Origin of the sequence: Bacillus cereus group sp. MYBK222-1, assembly GCF_051916425.1 — a bacterium.
In the GTDB taxonomy this organism is placed as follows: Bacteria; Bacillota; Bacilli; order Bacillales; family Bacillaceae_G; genus Bacillus_A; species Bacillus_A paranthracis.
This window is the reverse complement of the sequence record NZ_JBQAGP010000001.1, coordinates 1,839,890-1,858,045: the sequence shown is the minus strand read 5'-3', so window position 1 is coordinate 1,858,045 and position 18,156 is coordinate 1,839,890. Positions and strand designations below refer to the sequence as shown.

The window sequence follows — 18,156 nt, the reverse complement described above, 5'->3', positions numbered from 1 at the left end:
AAAAAACGAGTGGTGAAGATTCAATGAATAAGGCACAAGCAACATTAGTAAATTACCAGCACCAACTAGATTTAGCTTCTTATTGGGGAGATGGTACCACTTCGTCTTCAGATGGGATGGGCATGCAAATGGAGGTTTCATCTTTACATGCAGACGCAAATCCACAGTACGGAACAGGTAAAGGTGCTACCATTAAAGTCCGATTAGTGAAGGCTAATAATCAGTGGGAGATGAAGAAAACCCCCACTAATTAAAGTTTCACTTTATCGCTTTATGAGTGATCAATTCTCTAGCTTTCATACAAAAGTGATTAATCCGAATGCTAGGGATGCCGTTCATGTCATTGATGGTTTACTACATCACGAAACAGATTTACATATTGAAGAGCATTCTATTGGATTATTACGCCTCTTAGAACATAAATAAAACCCTTGATTTTCTGCTTAGCGTAGATAAATCAAGGGTTTTTCTTTCAAAATCTTTTTACGCGTTATAGACGAATAATTTTAAATCTTCCCCTGAGTTCGAAATGATCTCTTCGAACTTCAATCCTACTTTTTCTAAAAGCTTTCCTGACTGGATGTTATCAGTAGTAGTAATGGCTACAATTCGTTTCAGACCTAGTTTTTGTACTCCGTATTCGATTACAGCAGAAGCTGACTCGTAGCCATATCCTTTCGAACGGAATTTCTCTAAAAAGGCAAAGCCGATATCAACATCTTCTAATGAATCTCTTTTAATAAGGCCACACATACCGAGCGGAGTGAGATCTTCTTTTCGTTCTACTAAGTAAAGGCCGAAGCCCATTTTATTATACATATCAACGGGGCCGTTTAAGATGTATTTTTTTGCATCTTCTAAGTTTTTAATCCTTTTATCACCGATATACTGAATCCATGCAGGATCGTTTACTAACTCGAGAATAAATGGAGCATCTTTTAGATGAAACCAGCGAAGAACGAGTCGTTCCGTTTCAAGAACTATCACAATCTACTGCACCACCTTTAACATTTATAATCATTAGTATGGATTGTGTAATACAAAATCGCAACATATTTTACAAGATCCCGGATTGTTCACATAAAGTTCGTTTGTTTTGCATAAAGGGATATTTTATAATTAGAATTGATTGTAAAGAGTGAGATGCTTATACAATGACTCCTAGGTGACTAGGAGTTTTTACTATATAACTATCATTATTACTAAATATGACACACTACACATTCTACTCAAGGAGGTATATAATGAAGAAATTATATAATGCATCGTTTACGTATTTGATTATCGGTTTATTATCAGGGATTTTCGCTAGGGAGTATGGAAAGTATAAAGGGATTGTAGGATCTACTTTGTTAAACCTTTTACATACACATACACTTGTACTCGGCTTTTTCTTCTTTTTAATTGCTTTAGGATTAGCAAAAGTATTCGCGTTTCATGAAGCGAAAAGTTTTAATAAGTGGTTTGTTGTACATAATATCGCATTAATATTAATGTTAGGTTCATTGGCAGCAAGAGGGCTTCTTCAGTTAAATGGAGCGGACTTTAAAGGGTTAACTTATATTGTTGGGTTTTCTCATTCGCTGATGGCATTTACTTTAATTTGGTTTATGTTGTTAATAAAGAAGTCATTTAAAATATAGTTTTATAGAAAAGAACTTGCAGTAATTGTTGCAAGTTCTTTTTTTATTCGAAAGTAAGAAATGAATTTCGTATATGTAAAACTTGAATTATTTAATTTTTCGGATTATTATGTATAAAATAGTTAACATATTTTGTAATTCAAATTTATAGAAAGTAGGAGAGTGTAAGATGGAAATAACGGTAGAGCGTTTAGTAAATGAATTAAAGGGTGTACTTCCCGAAGATCGAGTAGTAATTAATACAACAGTAAGAGAGTTACATAGTAAAGATGAATCTTATCATGCTAGTAGTTTACCTGATGTAGTAGTTTTTCCGAAAACGACCGAAGAGGTTAGCACGATAATGAAAATAGCGAGTGAGCACGGGACACCCGTCGTTCCGTTTGGGGTAGGTTCTAGTTTAGAAGGACATGTAATTCCTTATGAAAAAGGAATTACGGTTGATTTTTCATTAATGAACAAAATTCTTGAAATAAGAGAGAAAGATTTTCTGGTGAAAGTCCAGCCAGGAGTGACTCGTTCTCAGCTCAATAAAGAATTGAAGAAATACGGATTGTTTTTTAGTGTGGATCCAGGAGCAGATGCAACATTAGGGGGAATGGTTGCTACAAATGCAAGCGGAACGACAGCGGTTAAGTATGGAGTAATGCGTGATCAAGTTCGTGATTTAGAAGTCGTTCTTGCTGATGGGGAAGTAATACATACTGGGAATTTAGCTGCGAAGTCGTCATCAGGTTACCATTTAAATGGTGTTTTCGTAGGATCAGAAGGTACGCTTGGATGCTTTACAGAGTTAACATTAAAAGTATACGGCATACCGGAGCATGTTATGGCCGCGAGAGCATCGTTTCCAACTATAAATGATGCAGTAGAAGCTGTTATTAACATATTGCAAGCGGGTATTCCGATTGCGAGAATTGAACTCGTTGATGAACTATCTATGAAACAAGTCAATCATTATAGTGAAACAAGTTACAGAGAAGAACCTACATTGTTTTTAGAGTTTCACGGTAATGAAGCAGGGTTAAAGCAAGATGTTGAATTTACGAAGGAAATTGTTTTTGATCATAAATGTAAAGAAGTTGCTTTTGAAACGGAAACTGCAGCGAGAAATAAATTATGGGATGCACGGCATAACCTAGCATATGCTTACGTTCATAGCTATCCTGGTAAAAAGCTTATGAGTACAGACGTATGTGTACCAATTTCAGAATTGGCTGGGGCAGTTCAACATGCGAAAGATACATTAGATAAGGTTGGGCTTGTTGGTGGTATTCTTGGTCATGTAGGAGACGGGAATTTCCACGTGCTCTTAATGGTTGATCCAAACGATAAAGAAGAAGTGGAAAAAGCAGATGAAATAAATGAAAGTATCGTTCTATATGCTCTTAAACGAGGAGGAACATGTACAGGGGAACATGGCGTTGGTATTGGAAAACGGAAGTATCAGGAAGAAGAACATGGGGCGGCATTATTCGTAATGGAAAAAATAAAGAGAGCTCTTGATCCGCAAAATATTTTGAATCCGAATAAAGTTTTTCAGTTAAAGGATAGGGGATGATGGGGTGAAAGTACTAGAAGCGATAAGTAATATAGCTGGAAAGTATTTTGCGTTTTGGGTTATTTGTATTGCAACTATTGCGTATTTTATTCCCGCTCCATTTCTCGGGTTAAATAGTTACATAACGATTTTACTCGGGGTTGTTATGTTTGGGATGGGGTTAACATTAAAGGCTGTTGATTTTAAAATTATTGCTACAAAACCATTGCCAGTTATTATCGGTGTATGTGCTCAGTTTATTATTATGCCACTTGTCGCATACGTACTAGCCTACGTTATGAATCTGCCAGCAGAATTAGCAGCTGGATTAGTATTACTCGGTTCAGTACCGGGTGGCACCGCATCAAATGTTATGGTTTATTTAGCAAAAGGAAACTTAGCGTTGTCTATTGCAATGACATCATTATCAACGTTACTAGCACCAATTGCTACACCTCTTATTTTATTATTACTTGCAGGACAATGGATGCCGGTTAATCCTATGTCTATGTTTCTTTCTATCGTACAAGTTATTATCATACCTATTATTTTAGGATTAGTAGTGAAGAAGTTATTCCCTAAAACTGTTACGAAAGGAATGACCGTTATCCCTTTCATATCGGTTGTAGCAATTATCATTATTGTTTCTGCAGTTGTTTCAGCGAATGTAAGTAGTATTACTTCTTCAGGCCTTCTTATCTTTATTGCCGTTATGCTCCATAATGCTTTCGGTTTTTTACTCGGATATATAACAGCATTCATACTTAGACTAGACGAAGGGACAAGAAGAGCTATTTCAATAGAAGTAGGAATGCAAAATTCAGGTTTAGGTGTTGCGCTAGCAACAGCACATTTTGGACCAGCTGCCGCCCTCCCAAGTGTGTTAGCAGCAGTATGGCATAACATTGCAGGACCGATTTTAGCAACCATCTGGTCAAAAAATGCAAAGGATACTTTCAGTGATGAAACTTTATCGGTAAATATAGAAAAATAGGAATGATAAAGAATGCAAAAACGTATTGTACATTTTGAAGGGCTAGTTGTTTTCATAGCTGCGATTTATGCGTATTCATTATATGAATTTAGTTGGATAATATTTTTTCTGTTCCTTTTAGCTCCGGATTTATCAATGTTAGCGTATGGTATAAATAATCATGTTGGGGCTAACATTTATAATTTATTTCACACATATATCATATCGATATTAATTGTTATCATAGGTGCTTATTTTAAGATAGATATAGTTATTATGATAGGCCTAATATGGACAGCACATATTGGAATGGATCGAATGTTTGGATATGGATTGAAATATGAGACGGATTTTAAGGATACTCATATTCAGAGGTTATAGTTGCTTTTGAGGAGAGGGATACTTTGAAACAGAGAATTACTATCGAAGAGTATAACATCAAATGGGAAAGTGAATTTAATAAGTTACAAACTCTCATTAACGATGTAATGGAAGACAGTATTTTATCCATTGAACATGTTGGGAGTACATCTATTAAAGGACTTGCAGCAAAACCAATATTAGATATTGATATCATAATAGAAGATTATGGGTTTTTTCCTAAAGTAGTAACAAAGCTTGAAGCGATAGGATACTATCATCAGGCAGAATGGAGCTACAAAGGGAGAGAGGCGTTTGGCAGAAAGGACGCTTTCGTTCCGTGGGACGGAGAAAGTACAGATTGGATGGAACATCATTTGTATGTGTGTGATAAAGAAAGTGAAGAGCTAAGAAGACATATAGCGTTTCGGGATTATCTTCGTGAACATGAAGGTGTTGCTGTTGAATATGGACGTTTAAAGAAAGAATTAGCAAGAGAATCGAAAAATAGAGCGGGTTATAGTGAAGGTAAGACGGCATTTATTACAAATATATTAGAAAAGATAAACTAAGGCGGCATGGAATACATGCTGCCTATTCTTTTGAAATAGAACACTGCCATTATAAAACAAATACAAACTGGCCCTGTTGAATGCTACGATACTTAAATATAATGAGAAATAAAAGATCGGAAAAGAGGGAACTTATGTATATACCAAAATATTTCGCAATACAAGATGAAGAAATGAAGTATGAGATAATGGAACAAAATAGCTTTGCGACATTATTTTCTCAACATAACGGGGAACCATATGCATCGCACTTACCGTTGTTATTAAATAGGGAGACCCTTACTTTACATGGTCACTTCGCACGGCCGAATGAACAGTGGAAAGATATTGGGACTCAGCAAGTACTAGCTATATTTCAAGGACCACATAGTTACATCTCTCCGTCATGGTATGAAACAAACAATGCGGTGCCAACATGGAATTACGTTGCGGTGCATGTATATGGTGAATTAGAAATTGTTGAAGATGAACAGGAATTAATAGACTCTCTTCAAGAGTTAGTACATAAGTATGAAGATCCGGAGAGCACCTACTCACTTAATGATGTAGATCCGAATTATATGGGAGGATTGAGGAAGGGAATAGTTGGGTTCAAAATAAAGATAAATAAAATAGAAGGAAAAGCGAAGTTAAGTCAAAATCATTCTGTGGAAAGAAGAAAATTAGTTGTGGAGAAACTTGAGAAAGTTGGTAGTGAGGGGAGTAAGGGGATTGCGGAATTGATGAAAGAAACAAAATGAGTTTGGTAAAATAAAGGTGATTTACTAATTTTGTAGAAATATATTTTACTTGCAAGAAAAATGCCTCCGTAGCTCTAGAAGGGAAGAGCGCCGGAAAACATGTCGCACCGGGTCGCAAGGCGAAGGTTTCAGAAGCACCGAAAAGAAAATAAGCTGAGACAGGTGGAATTCCTGTCGGTGAAATTCCGTAGGGAAGCGTGTTCCCCTTAGCCTATGCTAACGAAAGGAGTGCGGGTTCGAATCCCGTCGGAGGCATATGGAAACCTCTATATGAAGAAACATTTGATTACATTAACTCTAAATAAGCGCATTTAAAAAAGACCCTCTTAAATGAAGGTCTTTCGTTTTTTAAAGTGTTTTTTCAGCTGTTGTTGAGTTATAGTCTTTACCTACGTCAACGGATTGAACAAGGTCAGGCCTTTGTGGTGCAGGGAGATCGGCGTGACTTGCTTGATATGTAAAAGCACTATTTATCCCAATAGAAATAATACCAATAACAGACAGTCCTAGAACGACAGAACTAATTTTTTTAATCATTTTAGAGCTCCTTTCTCAAACGTTTTTTCTTTTGCTTGTAACGCTTTATGAAAATACTCACTCGCTTTCACATGATTATTTTCATCATAAAATTTAGTTGCTAATTTCTCTGAATATTCTTGAGTGTAGTTATATAAAGATTCTTTGTCGAAATACGTAATTCCTTCAAGAATAATCTTTTCTAGATCTTCAGTTGTCTCATTATTGTTAAGGGAATTTAAAATTTTAAAATGAAGTATATATTCAATATTGTTTAGTTCTGTACAAACTCCCAATCCTTTTTTTATAAATTCTTCAGCAATGTTTATTTCACCAAGTTTATAATGCTCTCTGGCTTGTAAAAAGAGTGCTTTAAAGTGTGTAGGCACTTTTGTTGTTACCTCTGATAAATGTCGAATCGCTAGAGAAGACAGGTTTTGACTTGCATAGAGCCAACCTAGATTATTGCGAACGCTTAATACTAAATCCTTTTCGTTTAGTTTTTGTAAAATTGAAAGAGCAGAATTGAATTTTTCCTCTGCTTGTTCATATTGTTTTAGAAATACACATGAGGAACCTATTATATTGTCGCAAAGTGCTAACTTTATCTCAAATCCATTTTCAGTCATGAAAATATTTCTGGCTTTTGTTGCTTGCTGAATTGCATCAATCGGTTTATAAAAATGTTGATTAAAGATAGCGAATCGGTAATTATATTCAGCTTCCTCTAGTTTATCTGAAACATTAACTAATAGCTTTTCAGCATTTTCATAATGTTCACTTGCTAAATTATAATTTGTTGTTAAAGTAGCATGAATCGCTTTAAATAAATGATAGTAGTAAGAAAGTTGGTGATTAGGTGAAATCGCGTAAGAATCTATTTTATTGAAACTGTCTTTTGTGATGCTTAAACCATCAGTTAAAACTTTGAAACGAAAATCTAGTAGAGAATAGTATAATGCTAAGTTTTCATCTTCTTCAAAGTTTAGTTCTTTTTCCTCAATTTCATGCTTTAAGTTTGTTGCCTGGGACACATCTTGTTTTAGCATAGCTAAATACCAATCATTAAATAATTTTGTAATTTGTTCATTACCTTGTAGTTGAACGTTCATGAAATCCCCTCGCTTTTTGAATATTCTTATAAAATATAGTATCAAAAATAACAATATTTAGAAATACGATTTTTATTTCTCAATATTTGTTTAACAAACTTTTCAGTAAGCCGATTGGAATAGTATTAATTTGTTTTGGAGTAAAGAAAAGGTGTCGGGGGAGGGGGCATTTTAAATTTCTAGTTGAGAGGTGAAAATATAAAAAAGGGTGCGTTCACACAATTTGTATGAACACACCTTTTTACAGATTAAACAATCAAGTCCCACAAAAAGTACGATAAGGGCGATTCGTAGGCGCAGGTGGAAGGCAGTATTCTTCTTGATCTGTAGAATATGCATAAGGATTTGCTAGAGCTTCAAGAAGTTTTTCCATTACGCTATAGTCGCCATTTGTGACAGCGGCTTCTAGTGCTTCTTCTACGCGATGGTTTCTTGGGATGATTGATGGGTTATTATTTTTCATCATTTCGTAGGCATTTTCTTTCGATTCATCTTGTTTTTCTAATCGAGATTGCCACAGTTTGTACCATTCTTTAAATTCAGGGCTATCGAATAGAGGGGTATTTTCTAACGTATTAAGAGTTAATGAACGGAATGTATTTGTGTAATCCGCTTTAAATTTCTCCATCATTTTTAAAAGTTGCTCAATAAGTGATTGATCTTGTTCTTCGTTGCTAAATAGTCCTAATTTCTTTTTCATTCCAAGGAACCACTGTTTTTCATACTGTACGCTAAATTTTGAAATTTCGTCTTGAGCAATCTTTAATGCTTCTTCTTCATCTTCGTGTAGGATTGGTATTAAGGATTCAGCTAGTCGCGCGAGATCCCATGCGGCCATATATGGTTGATTTCCATATGCGTAGCGACCTTGTGTATCAATGGAGCTAAATACAGTTCCTTGGTCGTAATTGTCCATAAATGCACAAGGGCCGTAATCAATCGTTTCACCGCTAATCGTTATATTGTCAGTGTTCATTACGCCGTGAATAAATCCAACAAGTTGCCATTTTGCGATAAGACTTGCTTGTCTTTTAATGACCTCTTGTAGCAATGCAGTATATCGGTTTTCATGATCTTCAATTTCTGGATAATGCCTTTTTATTGTATAGTCAGCTAGTGATTGAAGATCCTCGATAGAACCGCGAGCTGCAGCATATTGAAATGTGCCGACGCGTATATGGCTGCTTGCTACTCTAGTTAAAATAGCTCCAGGTAACTTTGTTTCACGATATGTTGGTTCGCCTGTTGTGACAACTGCTAAACTGCGGGTAGTTGGAATATCAAGTGCATACATTGCTTCGCTAATAATATATTCACGTAGCATTGGACCGAGTGCAGCACGACCATCACCGCGGCGTGAATACGGAGTAGGACCAGAACCTTTCAGTTGAATGTCAAAACGTTTACCTGAAGGAGTCATTTGTTCACCAATTAAAAGAGCACGACCGTCGCCTAACATATTAAAATGTCCGAATTGATGACCGGCATATGCTTGAGCTAATGGACGAGCTCCTTCTGGGAGTGCATTACCAGCGAAAATAGCGATTTCGGCTTCCTTCTTCAATTCTTCAGGATTAAAGCCAAGAGATATCGCAAGTGAATGGTTTAGCTTAACTAACTCCGGTGAACTTACGGGAGTAGGGGGGATTTCTGTATAAAATGATTGTGGTAAAGTCGTATAACTATGGTCTAAATTCCAACCAGCTTCATTATTTTTAGTCATTTTATCTCCTCCTTGTTTATTTTTTTATTATGTATTTGTACGTATGTATTCTTTGTAAAATTAGCTAAAAGTATAATATGATATTTCCCCTTGCAATCTATTGTAAGGACTTCACTGCACTATGTCTATTTAACAGTAAATATAAAAACTCCATTTGAAGAAAATGGAGTTTTTATTATTATTTCATTTTTACAATTATTTTCCCCTTTGCTCTTCCAGCCTCTGAATATTCCATTGCTTTTTGCGCATCTTCAAAAGGGAAAACTCGATCGATTACAGGTTTGATTTTTCCGGCTTCAATATAGTTTGCGATAGTACGTAATTGATCTCCGCTTGGCTTCATAAATAAAAATGAATATTGAGCATTATGCTTTTTTTCAAGTGCAGTAAGTTTTTTACTTGCTAATGAAAATAAGAATGTTTTAAAAAATCCAGAACCAAATTCTTTACCGAAACGAGCGTTTGGCATTCCTGAAACGGAAACAATGTTGCCGCCGCTTTTTATAATATTGAATGATTTTTCAAGTGTTGTACCACCAATGGTATCAAATACTGCATCATAATCTTTTAGTATTTCTTCAAATTTTTCTGTTTTGTAATTAATAATTTGATCTGCTCCAAGAGACTTTACTAAATCGGAACCAGCTTCACTAGCAGTTGTTGTAACGGTAGCGCCCATTATTTTTGCTAACTGAATTGCGAAAGTACCAACACCACCAGATCCAGCGTGAATTAAAATCTTTTGATCTTTTTGTAATTGCATAATGTCATGTAATGCTTGATAGGATGTTAAGCCAACAAGTGGAATTGAAGCAGCTTCTTCAAAACTTAAATTTTTCGGTTTTAAAGCTATGTCATCTTCATGAATGGCTATATACTCCGCAAAAGTACCAATCTTATTTTTTCTTGGACGTGCATATATTTCATCGCCGACTTTAAAACGAGTTACTTTTGATCCAACCTTTATGATGACACCAGCAAAGTCATTCCCAAGGATTAGGGGTATTTCATATTTAAGTAACACCTTTACTTTTCCATCGCGTATTTTAAAATCAATTGGGTTAATACTAGCTGCATGAATTTCTGCGAGCACTTCATGCTCATTTATTTCAGGAATAGGTACCTCGGCCATACGCATTGGGACTTTTCCGTACTTATCAATTATCATCGCTTTCATTTCTTATACCTCCAAATTTCAATAAAGTGAAACTTTAATCAGTGGGGGGTTCTTCATCCCCCACTGATTATTAGTTGAACCAATCGGACTTTTATGGGCAGTTGATCCCCTATCTAAATTCTTTGCTTTCGCTGAATTCTGAGGTGGGGGTCTTACTGCCCGTTAAAGTGGGATAAAAGTTGTGCAATAGCTTTTCGATATCTAATACAAGATTTTTTAATAAACTTAATTTTGTACGTATATCAATATAATAAAAGTTTTTTGTACCTTCTTTTCGCATTAAAATAATACCGGCTTCTCGTAAAATTCTAAGGTGATGTGATACCGCTGGTCGAGAAAGGTGTGTTTGTTTCGTAATTTCACCTACACGTAATCCTGTTTGACATTCCGTTTCCATGAGAACTAACAAAATAGCTTGACGTGTTTCATCGCCAATTGCTAATAATACTTTTTGAGAATCAATAAAATCTTTTTTTATAACATTTAATTGTTCTTGTTTATTCATTTCAATTACTTTACCTCCTGCTAATGAGTCGAAAGGTTTAAGATGATGGACCATTACTTCGATACGGTAATGCTACATGATTGTTGTATGAGCTGCAATATTGGGAAAGAAAATCGAGACGAATGAAATTTTATGAGTTGAAAATGGTAGGAGATAGAAAAGGCTTAATAATACGTTGTTTACAGATGAGGATGGTTAAGTCATTGCACAAAAAATTAAGCGGTCGTAACCCTATATAATTTATTGGGTTACGACCGCTTATCATGTTTTTATTATTTTGAAGTGAGTTGTTTCGTTTTACTCTTTCATACATGCATAATTCAAGCAGATTATAGATGTATGAAAAAGTAAAAGTAATTTGGGGCGTAATCTATCTATATGATAATTTAAAATGAAATATAAGTCTATATCTTTGTTGTTTTTTTGATTATATTTATGTCACTGAGCTCAGAACAATGATGTGGAGGATAAGTATATGGAATCGAATGATGTACCAGTTTTAATTGTTGGAGGGGGATTATCAGGATTAGCGTCTGCGTTATTCCTTGCAAAACATAATATTGAATACTTGCTTATTGAAAGGCATCCGTCTACTGCCATTCATCCGAAAGCAGGTGGAATCACTTTTCGTACGATGGAGTTATTTCGAGAATTAGGTTTAGAACAAAGAATTAGATCAGCGGGTAAAACATTAGAAAATTGCCGAGGAAGAATAGCTGTTCATACAATAGCTGAGGCGAATCAGGAAGAATTCGCACAATTGAGGGTGACTCAGTATGGAAACGATGAAAAATTACTTCGAAAAGTAAAAGAGATTAGTCCATCAAAACAAACTGCTTGTTATCAAATTACTTTAGAAGAGATGATGTTACAAGAAGCGAGAACATTAGGCGGAGAATTATCTTTTTATCATGAATTGGTTTCTTATGAACAAAATGAGCAAGGAGTAATCGCAACGATTCGAAATCGTGAAACAGAAAAAGAAAGTGTCATACATTGTGACTATGTAATTGCAGCGGATGGAGCGAAAAGTAAAATACGTGAGCAGCTAGGGATTAGTACCGAGGGCCGTGGAACAATTGGTGGTTATTATATGAATATTTATTTTGAAGCGGATTTAAGTGAATTTATACAAGGAGATGCATTTGGTTTTACTATGGTACTTCATCCTGAAGTTCTTGGTGCGCTTATTCCAGTTGATAACGAAAGAAGATGGATTTACCATGTATCCTACGATCCATTAAAAGGAGAGCAACCAGAAGATTTCACTATAGAACGTTGTAAACAAATTATTCAAACCGCAATAGGAAGTACAAATGTTGAGTCAGAAATAGTAAGTGTTTTACCGTGGGAAGCGACTGAAAGTACTGCTACAAAATTTCAAGATAATCGCATTTTTTTAGTTGGTGATTCTGCACATATTATGCCGCCAACAGGAGGGTTTGGTTCCAATACAGGAATACAAGACGCACACAATCTAGCCTGGAAATTAGCGGCTGTTATAAAAGGAAAGGCAAAACCAAAATTGTTAGAAACATATCATGAAGAGAGATATCCTGTTGCAAAATTAACGACAGATTATGCGAGTAGTTTACTGTTTCGTGCTGCGAATAGAGAAGAAGGTATTTTAAATAATATGGACGGTTTAGCTGTTACAGTTGGATATCAGTATTGTTCAGAAGCGATTATAGATGACTCAGTCACTCCACATAGAATGGATAGCGTAGAGTTGAACGGGAGACCTGGAACGCGAGCGCCACACTTTTGGGGGATGTATAAAGGGAAAGAAGCTTCTATATTAGACTTATTTGGTAACAATTTTGTATTACTTACTGGAGTAGACAATAGCTCTTGGGCTGAAGCTGTATTTGATGTTTCATCTAAATTAGGAATAAATATTAAACTGTATCGAGTAGGTGGAAGTGGAGACTTTATTGCTCAAGAAAATGTTTTTCGTGAATTATATAGGATAGAGAATGGAGGAGCTGTATTAATTAGACCAGATGGCTTTATAGGATGGCGTTTGGCAAAAGCAGTGGTAAATCCAGATGTAATGCTGGAAGAGGTAATGGGTAATTTATTATGTGATTTTTAAGTAACTACGGAAGTATTGTCTTATATAGGACGATACTTCTATTTTTTTAGCTTACAAAATAAAGATTGTGTAGTGAAGAGACATTACTATTATAAAAATATATGTAAATTAATTCCCTTTATTTTTTGTTGTTAGAATTTTTTTAGTTTTTAGTTATAAGTGTTGGCAATTACTAGATTGAATCATTTTTTTATTGTATTATATTTCCTAGAGGTTACAGACTACATTACCTTTAGCCGAAGTAAAGCAAATAAATGATGTAAAAAGACATGTTTTATCACCAAAAGAATTTTTTAAAGGTTCATTGAAATTAAAAACAAATGCTTTAGGTTATGCAGCTGTAGGATGGGATGTAATTAATGATACAAAGGAAAATATTGAAAATAAAGCGTCAAAAACTAAGCTAGCTGGTGATATTATTGGTGATGCAGCAATTGGGGTTGGTTCTACTGCTGCTAGTGCATTAACTGGTGCTGCAATAGGTACAGTAATTAGGGGACCAATTGGAACTGTAGTTGGGGCCGGAATTGGCTTTGGTGTTTTTATCGGGATAAGTTGGTTAACAGATGGAATCAAATTTAACAAAGGTGATTGGAATCATGATGGCAAACAGGATTCGGTAAAAGATAGAGTTAAATCAGGAATTGGAAATGTATTAGATAAAATTTTTAAATTTTTATGGGGTGTATAATGGACAAATATAATGGCAACAGCATAGATGATTGTATGCGGATATTAATACCATTTGATATAAGAAATATTGTAGGGGCCTTTGTGTGGGTTATCATGAATTTTATGCTACTCATCATTTTATTCATATTTCCACCGTACAATATATACTCTTACGTAGCTTTACCATTTTATGTGATATGTAATCTATGGGGAATTTGGGTTTCTATTCATAAGCCTCGGCAGCCTCAATTGCAACATTTATTATATTCTGGATTTGTTGCGTTAAGTATTTCATTTTGTAGTTTTATAGCTGTGCAAAAGTTAGCTTACGAATTCGTAGAAATAGAATCTCCTTTATTTTTTATTCTATCGCTTATTGCATATAGTTTAATTGTTTATAAATCTGAATTATTCTGGATTAAATATTTTACAGCTCGCTTAAGGGGGATCACTGATCAAGATGTGAAAATCTCTAAAATTGTATATTTTTCGGGTTTAGGTTATATGATTGGTCAAGTTAGTATTGGAATTTTGAGCCAAAAAGCTATGGCGATTGTGCTAATCGTTATTTTTTCATTTATTTCAGTTGTTTTCCTAGCGCTAAGTACACATTTGTATTTTTACTTTGATTTCAAAAAACAAGGTATTACTTCGCGACATTTAAAAGAATTATATTTTCAAAAGAAGCCTAAACTGTCAAGGAAGGAAAGGAGACAATCCGTGGCTGCTTTGGGACATGTAAATATACCACATTCTCAAAAGAAACCTAAACTTGCAAGAAAGGATATACGAAATTAAGAATTTGTAATTAAGTAAAGCCTAGATTTACGTGAATATCATGTCAAATGACAATAGAATTTTATCTTGTATGAATGGAAATTAAAGAAGTTAGATAGGAATCGGGCTGTTCGGAAAAATTCGATGTGTTCAAATACTAATTAGTATAAGATAGATATATAACTTATACTGATTAAAGCTTTACCGTACTGAAAAAATAATATTCACAAATATTAATAGGTTTGGTATGATTAATTTCGACAAGTTAATCGAGGCCGGAGATATTTGAGATAAGCCATAAATTTATTTAAGGATACAGAAGTGTCCTCTAAATAATTTATGGCTTTTTTTATTGATGAAATGTAATCAATAGGAAGTTACATGTGAATAGGGGGGATATGGAAAATAAATAGTATAGTAATAACATAGGGGAATTATATTTGTAAGATTGAAATTTTAATATAAACTTATAAAAATGATGAAAGTATATCTTCTATTTCGTGTAAATCTCATTAACTTGTTGAAATTTGTAACGTAGGAAGGGTTAGAAGGATGAGAAAAATTATTAGCGTTTTAGTTATCTTCTTTATGACGGGAAGTATCTTTGCTGGGGGAGCTGTTCATGCGAAAGCAGAAGGAAAGCATGAGTGGAATAAGAATAAGTTTTTAAATATTGCACATCGCGGAGCAAGTGGACATGCACCTGAGCATACTTTTGCTTCTTATGATTTAGTGAAAAAAATGAAAGCGGATTATTTGGAGTTAGATATTCAATTAACTAAGGACGGCCAGTTGATTGCAATGCATGATACGGCAGTTGATCGCACGACAAATGGTACAGGTGAAGTACGAGATAAAACATTAAGTGAAATAAAGAGTTTAGATGCAGGATCGTGGTTCAATAAAGCGTATCCAGAAAAGGCTAAGCAAGAGTACGTTGGTCAAAAAGTTCCGACTCTTGAAGAAATTTTCCAAAAGTACGGAAGAAGCATGAAGTATTACATTGAAACAAAATCACCAGATGTGTATCCAGGAATGGAAGAGAAATTATTAGCTTTATTAGAAAAATATAATTTAATAGGTCAAAACATGTCTTCTAGCCGTGTGATGATTCAATCATTTAGTAAAGATAGTTTAACAAAGATTCATAGTATGAATGAAAATATTCCGTTAGTTCAACTGCTTTGGTATTATCCAAATGAAAACAATGAGATTGTTGAATGGTCTGCTATTACACATGAACCGAAACATGTAACGAATGAAGATTTTCAAGAAATTAAAAAGTATGCAGTTGGTATTGGACCAAACTTACGTAATGATAACGGAGAATTAATTATTGATGAGTCATATATGAAAATAGCTAGAAATAATGGACTGCTAATTCATCCTTATACAATTAATGAGAAACCAGATATGAGATTGTTAATAAAATGGGGTGCTACAGGAATGTTTACAAATTATCCTGATCGATTACATAGTGTGTTAAAAGAAAAATAAATAGGAGAAAAGGTATACCGACATTTTGGTATACCTTTTTTTATTATGCTAGATTATAGTAATAGGATACATATTCTTCTAAACCTTCAACCTCATTTTCAGGTGGCTCAATGCCGCCCTTTCTACCGTAGCAAACATTTCTCAAGTATTCTCCAAAAATCATAGAGCGACTTTTTTCATTTTCCATCCAATTATATCTATTAATGATAAACTCACCATCGAAACTTGTATCAAATGTATATGGGATACAAGTAATAGTTTTAGGTAAATGTTTTTTTAATACTCGATATTGCCGACCAGCGCCTAAACTTTTGCAAACAAATAGTAGCTGATTAATCTTTGTAAAATCAAAAATCTTTTTCGCTTCCATTACATTAGCGATAGAATGGAGGGAGTTTTTCTCGAATAGGATAGCATCTTTTGGTACGCCATGTTCAAGTAATTTATTTACAATTACTTCTGCATCTGACAAATCCCCGTAATTCCAGCTCGGATGTTTCATGCCATGTAAACTAGTACCACCTGTAACGATAATTTTATTTCCTAAACCTTGTCGATAAGCTTCTAGAGGAGCTTGCCAATTGCCAGGGTGTGAACCGCTGAAAACGAATATTGCATCACATTTTTGTGGTGTTATTTCTTTTAGAAAAGTGATTTCTGTAATTTGATCGATTTGTTTTTTCGTAAGAGTAGGGACATCAGGATATTTAGGTATTACCATTTGAAAACCTCCTATATAATAAAATGACAAATTCATCATATAGCGATTTTAATAAGTGGAAAAAGGGAAGCTTTTCATTTGAAAGTACCCCTTTTAAGATAACTCTCCAATAAACCAAATCTCTTTTTTATCGATTGTATCTTCATCATAAATGACTTCTTGAAAGTGAAACAGTTGGGCAGTAGGGCGAATTGAAATCCCCCATGTTTCCCAAAAATTAATTTCATTTGAAAGAGGGACCCAATTTTGAAATTCACTATTTCTATTAAAGAAATTATGAAAGTACCTTTCATTTTTAAATATAATAATTTGCGAATTCCACAAACTTTCTATAGAAATGAAAACAACAACTCGATATGTATGTGTATCATTCGGTTTTATTTTTATTAAATGATTCACTCGATCTATTAAGGTTTGTATACATAATCGTTTTACTTTTCTAGGTGTTTTATGAGACTCGATAAAAGCTTGAGAAACTGGTAAAGGCATATACCAATATTCATCGTTATAGAAAGTAGAAGGGAATATTTTTGTATGTTCCTCAATGCGTTTAATCATAGTGTTTGTTTTTCGTTTCATCCCACGTATTTTCTTTTCATGCATTGTGAGTCATCTCCATAAATTTTTGTAATGCAGCTGAGCGAAATATATCGTTTCTAGTAATGAAAGTAGTAGGAACCTTTTTGAAGCTATTTGGTAAAGGGTTGAATGATACGTCATGTTCATGTCCCTTTAAAATTGATTTCATCATAATCGCTACGCCTATATTTGATTTTACACATGCAAGTATCGCTTCGATTGTTCCGAATTCTAATACTCGTTTAGGCGAGATGTCTTCTTCTTGAAGCCAGTCTTCTAATAAACTTCTATAATAGCACCCGTGACTAAAAGCGAGTAAATTCATATCTTCTATGTCTGTAAGAGAGGATAAAGGTTTTTTACTAATGAGAACCAATTCTTCTTCATGAAATACAGTTGTATGGAGTTTATTATGCTGAGTAGAGCCAGCTATAAACGCTCCGTCTAGTTTTCGCTCTAATACAAGCTTAATTAGTTGTTCAGTCGTATTTGTTTCCAAAATCAATTCGACTTCTGGGTACCTCTCATAGTAGGCCGTTAATATAGAGGGAAGCCTTACCGCAGTTGTAGATTCTGTACACCCAATTTTTAAAGTACCTTTAGGATCAGTTCCATTACTTTGAACCGCTTTTATAGATTGATCCATTAAGTGGATAATTTGTTTGGCGTACGTTAATAAAATCTCACCGTTAGAAGTTAAAGTTACACCTTTTCCGTTTCTGTAAAATAAAGGAACACCTAATTCATTTTCTAGTTGTTTCATACGCATCGTTACGCCTGATTGCACGTAGTTCAAATTTTTCGCTGCGTGAGAAATATTATTTTCCTTCGCGACTTCGTAAAATACAGTTAAATCTTTTATGTCCACGTATCATCCCTCCGAAAAGGTATCAATTTTTTTGATGGATTATATGATGAATCTTTATTTTATATGATATCAGAACTTTCATACAA

18 protein-coding genes and 2 pseudogenes are annotated in these 18,156 nt (G+C 34.5%); 11 read left to right on the top strand and 9 right to left on the bottom strand.

Features of this window, described 5'->3' with window-relative positions; genetic code table 11:
• Nucleotides 1-14: 14 nt before the first annotated feature.
• Nucleotides 15-390 (top strand): annotated as a pseudogene (locus ACTFR9_RS09620) (Tn3 family transposase); the annotation flags it as partial.
• Between the two features lie 93 nt (nt 391-483).
• Here ACTFR9_RS09620 and ACTFR9_RS09615 read toward each other — a convergent pair.
• On the bottom strand, nt 484-987 hold the full coding sequence (locus ACTFR9_RS09615) for a GNAT family N-acetyltransferase (protein ID WP_061535935.1): 504 nt from the start codon (nt 985-987) through the stop codon (nt 484-486).
• A gap of 257 nt (nt 988-1,244) precedes the next feature.
• On the opposite strand from ACTFR9_RS09615, the gene ACTFR9_RS09610 reads away from it, so the two are divergent.
• The 6 genes from ACTFR9_RS09610 to ACTFR9_RS09585 all read left to right on the top strand — a co-directional run bounded on the left by ACTFR9_RS09610 (nt 1,245) and on the right by ACTFR9_RS09585 (nt 5,828).
• A complete protein-coding gene (locus ACTFR9_RS09610) occupies nt 1,245-1,643 on the top strand; it encodes a DUF2871 family protein (protein ID WP_000737903.1) in 399 nt (132 codons plus the stop codon).
• A 169-nt stretch (nt 1,644-1,812) separates the two neighbouring features.
• Nucleotides 1,813-3,204, top strand: a complete 1,392-nt coding sequence (locus tag ACTFR9_RS09605; RefSeq protein ID WP_061535936.1) for an FAD-binding oxidoreductase — start codon at nt 1,813-1,815, stop codon at nt 3,202-3,204.
• Nucleotides 3,205-3,208: 4 nt separating this feature from the next.
• Nucleotides 3,209-4,177 (top strand): bile acid:sodium symporter family protein, encoded by a 969-nt coding sequence (locus tag ACTFR9_RS09600; RefSeq protein WP_061535937.1) that lies wholly within the window; start codon nt 3,209-3,211, stop codon nt 4,175-4,177.
• Between the two features lie 12 nt (nt 4,178-4,189).
• A complete protein-coding gene (locus ACTFR9_RS09595; RefSeq protein ID WP_001172036.1) occupies nt 4,190-4,537 on the top strand; it encodes a DUF4260 domain-containing protein in 348 nt (115 codons plus the stop codon).
• Nucleotides 4,538-4,560: 23 nt separating this feature from the next.
• The gene (locus ACTFR9_RS09590; protein WP_000813605.1) at nt 4,561-5,088 is read left to right on the top strand and encodes a GrpB family protein; all 528 of its coding nucleotides are present in this window, start codon (nt 4,561-4,563) and stop codon (nt 5,086-5,088) included.
• Between the two features lie 134 nt (nt 5,089-5,222).
• On the top strand, nt 5,223-5,828 hold the full coding sequence (locus ACTFR9_RS09585; protein WP_000275787.1) for an FMN-binding negative transcriptional regulator: 606 nt from the start codon (nt 5,223-5,225) through the stop codon (nt 5,826-5,828).
• A 348-nt stretch (nt 5,829-6,176) separates the two neighbouring features.
• Here the strand turns inward: ACTFR9_RS09585 and ACTFR9_RS09580 are convergent, their stop codons facing one another.
• From ACTFR9_RS09580 to ACTFR9_RS09560, 5 genes are all read right to left on the bottom strand, one after another.
• Nucleotides 6,177-6,365 (bottom strand): Phr family secreted Rap phosphatase inhibitor, encoded by a 189-nt coding sequence (locus ACTFR9_RS09580; RefSeq protein WP_000592020.1) that lies wholly within the window; start codon nt 6,363-6,365, stop codon nt 6,177-6,179.
• On the bottom strand, nt 6,362-7,456 hold the full coding sequence (locus ACTFR9_RS09575; protein WP_001102715.1) for a Rap family tetratricopeptide repeat protein: 1,095 nt from the start codon (nt 7,454-7,456) through the stop codon (nt 6,362-6,364). Before ACTFR9_RS09575 ends, ACTFR9_RS09580 begins: the two co-directional genes overlap by 4 nt.
• A gap of 256 nt (nt 7,457-7,712) precedes the next feature.
• Nucleotides 7,713-9,179, bottom strand: a complete 1,467-nt coding sequence (locus ACTFR9_RS09570; RefSeq protein WP_061535938.1) for a protein adenylyltransferase SelO — start codon at nt 9,177-9,179, stop codon at nt 7,713-7,715.
• Between the two features lie 178 nt (nt 9,180-9,357).
• Complete coding sequence (locus ACTFR9_RS09565) at nt 9,358-10,356, bottom strand: NADP-dependent oxidoreductase (RefSeq protein WP_440048963.1); 999 nt, start codon at nt 10,354-10,356, stop codon at nt 9,358-9,360.
• A 109-nt stretch (nt 10,357-10,465) separates the two neighbouring features.
• Nucleotides 10,466-10,861: an ArsR/SmtB family transcription factor gene (locus tag ACTFR9_RS09560; RefSeq protein ID WP_001041183.1), complete on the bottom strand. Its 396-nt coding sequence runs from the start codon at nt 10,859-10,861 to the stop codon at nt 10,466-10,468.
• Between the two features lie 475 nt (nt 10,862-11,336).
• On the opposite strand from ACTFR9_RS09560, the gene ACTFR9_RS09555 reads away from it, so the two are divergent.
• The 4 genes and pseudogenes from ACTFR9_RS09555 to ACTFR9_RS09540 all read left to right on the top strand — a co-directional run bounded on the left by ACTFR9_RS09555 (nt 11,337) and on the right by ACTFR9_RS09540 (nt 15,902).
• On the top strand, nt 11,337-12,956 hold the full coding sequence (locus ACTFR9_RS09555; RefSeq protein ID WP_229136663.1) for an FAD-dependent oxidoreductase: 1,620 nt from the start codon (nt 11,337-11,339) through the stop codon (nt 12,954-12,956).
• A 217-nt stretch (nt 12,957-13,173) separates the two neighbouring features.
• Nucleotides 13,174-13,647: pseudogene (locus ACTFR9_RS09550) on the top strand (type VII secretion protein); the annotation flags it as partial.
• Nucleotides 13,635-14,426, top strand: a complete 792-nt coding sequence (locus ACTFR9_RS09545) for a hypothetical protein (protein WP_050541425.1) — start codon at nt 13,635-13,637, stop codon at nt 14,424-14,426. The pseudogene ACTFR9_RS09550 and the gene ACTFR9_RS09545, both read left to right, overlap by 13 nt.
• Nucleotides 14,427-14,957: 531 nt before the next feature.
• Nucleotides 14,958-15,902 (top strand): glycerophosphodiester phosphodiesterase, encoded by a 945-nt coding sequence (locus ACTFR9_RS09540; protein ID WP_074543562.1) that lies wholly within the window; start codon nt 14,958-14,960, stop codon nt 15,900-15,902.
• A gap of 43 nt (nt 15,903-15,945) precedes the next feature.
• Here ACTFR9_RS09540 and ACTFR9_RS09535 read toward each other — a convergent pair whose 3' ends face one another.
• From ACTFR9_RS09535 to ACTFR9_RS09525, 3 genes are all read right to left on the bottom strand, one after another.
• Nucleotides 15,946-16,623 carry a YdcF family protein gene (locus ACTFR9_RS09535; protein ID WP_076856655.1) on the bottom strand — a complete coding sequence of 226 codons (678 nt, stop codon included), beginning with the start codon at nt 16,621-16,623 and terminating at the stop codon, nt 15,946-15,948.
• A 93-nt stretch (nt 16,624-16,716) separates the two neighbouring features.
• Complete coding sequence (locus ACTFR9_RS09530; protein WP_073541296.1) at nt 16,717-17,226, bottom strand: DUF3916 domain-containing protein; 510 nt, start codon at nt 17,224-17,226, stop codon at nt 16,717-16,719.
• Nucleotides 17,219-18,070: a LysR family transcriptional regulator gene (locus ACTFR9_RS09525; RefSeq protein ID WP_061131713.1), complete on the bottom strand. Its 852-nt coding sequence runs from the start codon at nt 18,068-18,070 to the stop codon at nt 17,219-17,221. Before ACTFR9_RS09525 ends, ACTFR9_RS09530 begins: the two co-directional genes overlap by 8 nt.
• Between the last annotated feature and the right edge of the window lie 86 nt (nt 18,071-18,156).

Excerpts from the sequence above, each read along its gene's own strand:
- ACTFR9_RS09575 (WP_001102715.1), bottom strand. The coding sequence starts at position 7,456 with ATGAACGTTCAACTACAAGGTAATGAACAAATTACAAAATTATTTAAT.
- ACTFR9_RS09535 (WP_076856655.1), bottom strand. The coding sequence starts at position 16,623 with ATGGTAATACCTAAATATCCTGATGTCCCTACTCTTACGAAAAAACAA.
- ACTFR9_RS09570 (WP_061535938.1), bottom strand. The coding sequence starts at position 9,179 with ATGACTAAAAATAATGAAGCTGGTTGGAATTTAGACCATAGTTATACG.
- ACTFR9_RS09580 (WP_000592020.1), bottom strand. The coding sequence starts at position 6,365 with ATGATTAAAAAAATTAGTTCTGTCGTTCTAGGACTGTCTGTTATTGGT.
- ACTFR9_RS09545 (WP_050541425.1), top strand. The coding sequence starts at position 13,635 with ATGGGGTGTATAATGGACAAATATAATGGCAACAGCATAGATGATTGT.
- ACTFR9_RS09585 (WP_000275787.1), top strand. The coding sequence starts at position 5,223 with ATGTATATACCAAAATATTTCGCAATACAAGATGAAGAAATGAAGTAT.
- ACTFR9_RS09555 (WP_229136663.1), top strand. The coding sequence starts at position 11,337 with ATGGAATCGAATGATGTACCAGTTTTAATTGTTGGAGGGGGATTATCA.
- ACTFR9_RS09605 (WP_061535936.1), top strand. The coding sequence starts at position 1,813 with ATGGAAATAACGGTAGAGCGTTTAGTAAATGAATTAAAGGGTGTACTT.
- ACTFR9_RS09565 (WP_440048963.1), bottom strand. The coding sequence starts at position 10,356 with ATGAAAGCGATGATAATTGATAAGTACGGAAAAGTCCCAATGCGTATG.
- ACTFR9_RS09540 (WP_074543562.1), top strand. The coding sequence starts at position 14,958 with ATGAGAAAAATTATTAGCGTTTTAGTTATCTTCTTTATGACGGGAAGT.
- ACTFR9_RS09595 (WP_001172036.1), top strand. The coding sequence starts at position 4,190 with ATGCAAAAACGTATTGTACATTTTGAAGGGCTAGTTGTTTTCATAGCT.
- ACTFR9_RS09610 (WP_000737903.1), top strand. The coding sequence starts at position 1,245 with ATGAAGAAATTATATAATGCATCGTTTACGTATTTGATTATCGGTTTA.
- ACTFR9_RS09530 (WP_073541296.1), bottom strand. The coding sequence starts at position 17,226 with ATGCATGAAAAGAAAATACGTGGGATGAAACGAAAAACAAACACTATG.
- ACTFR9_RS09560 (WP_001041183.1), bottom strand. The coding sequence starts at position 10,861 with ATGAATAAACAAGAACAATTAAATGTTATAAAAAAAGATTTTATTGAT.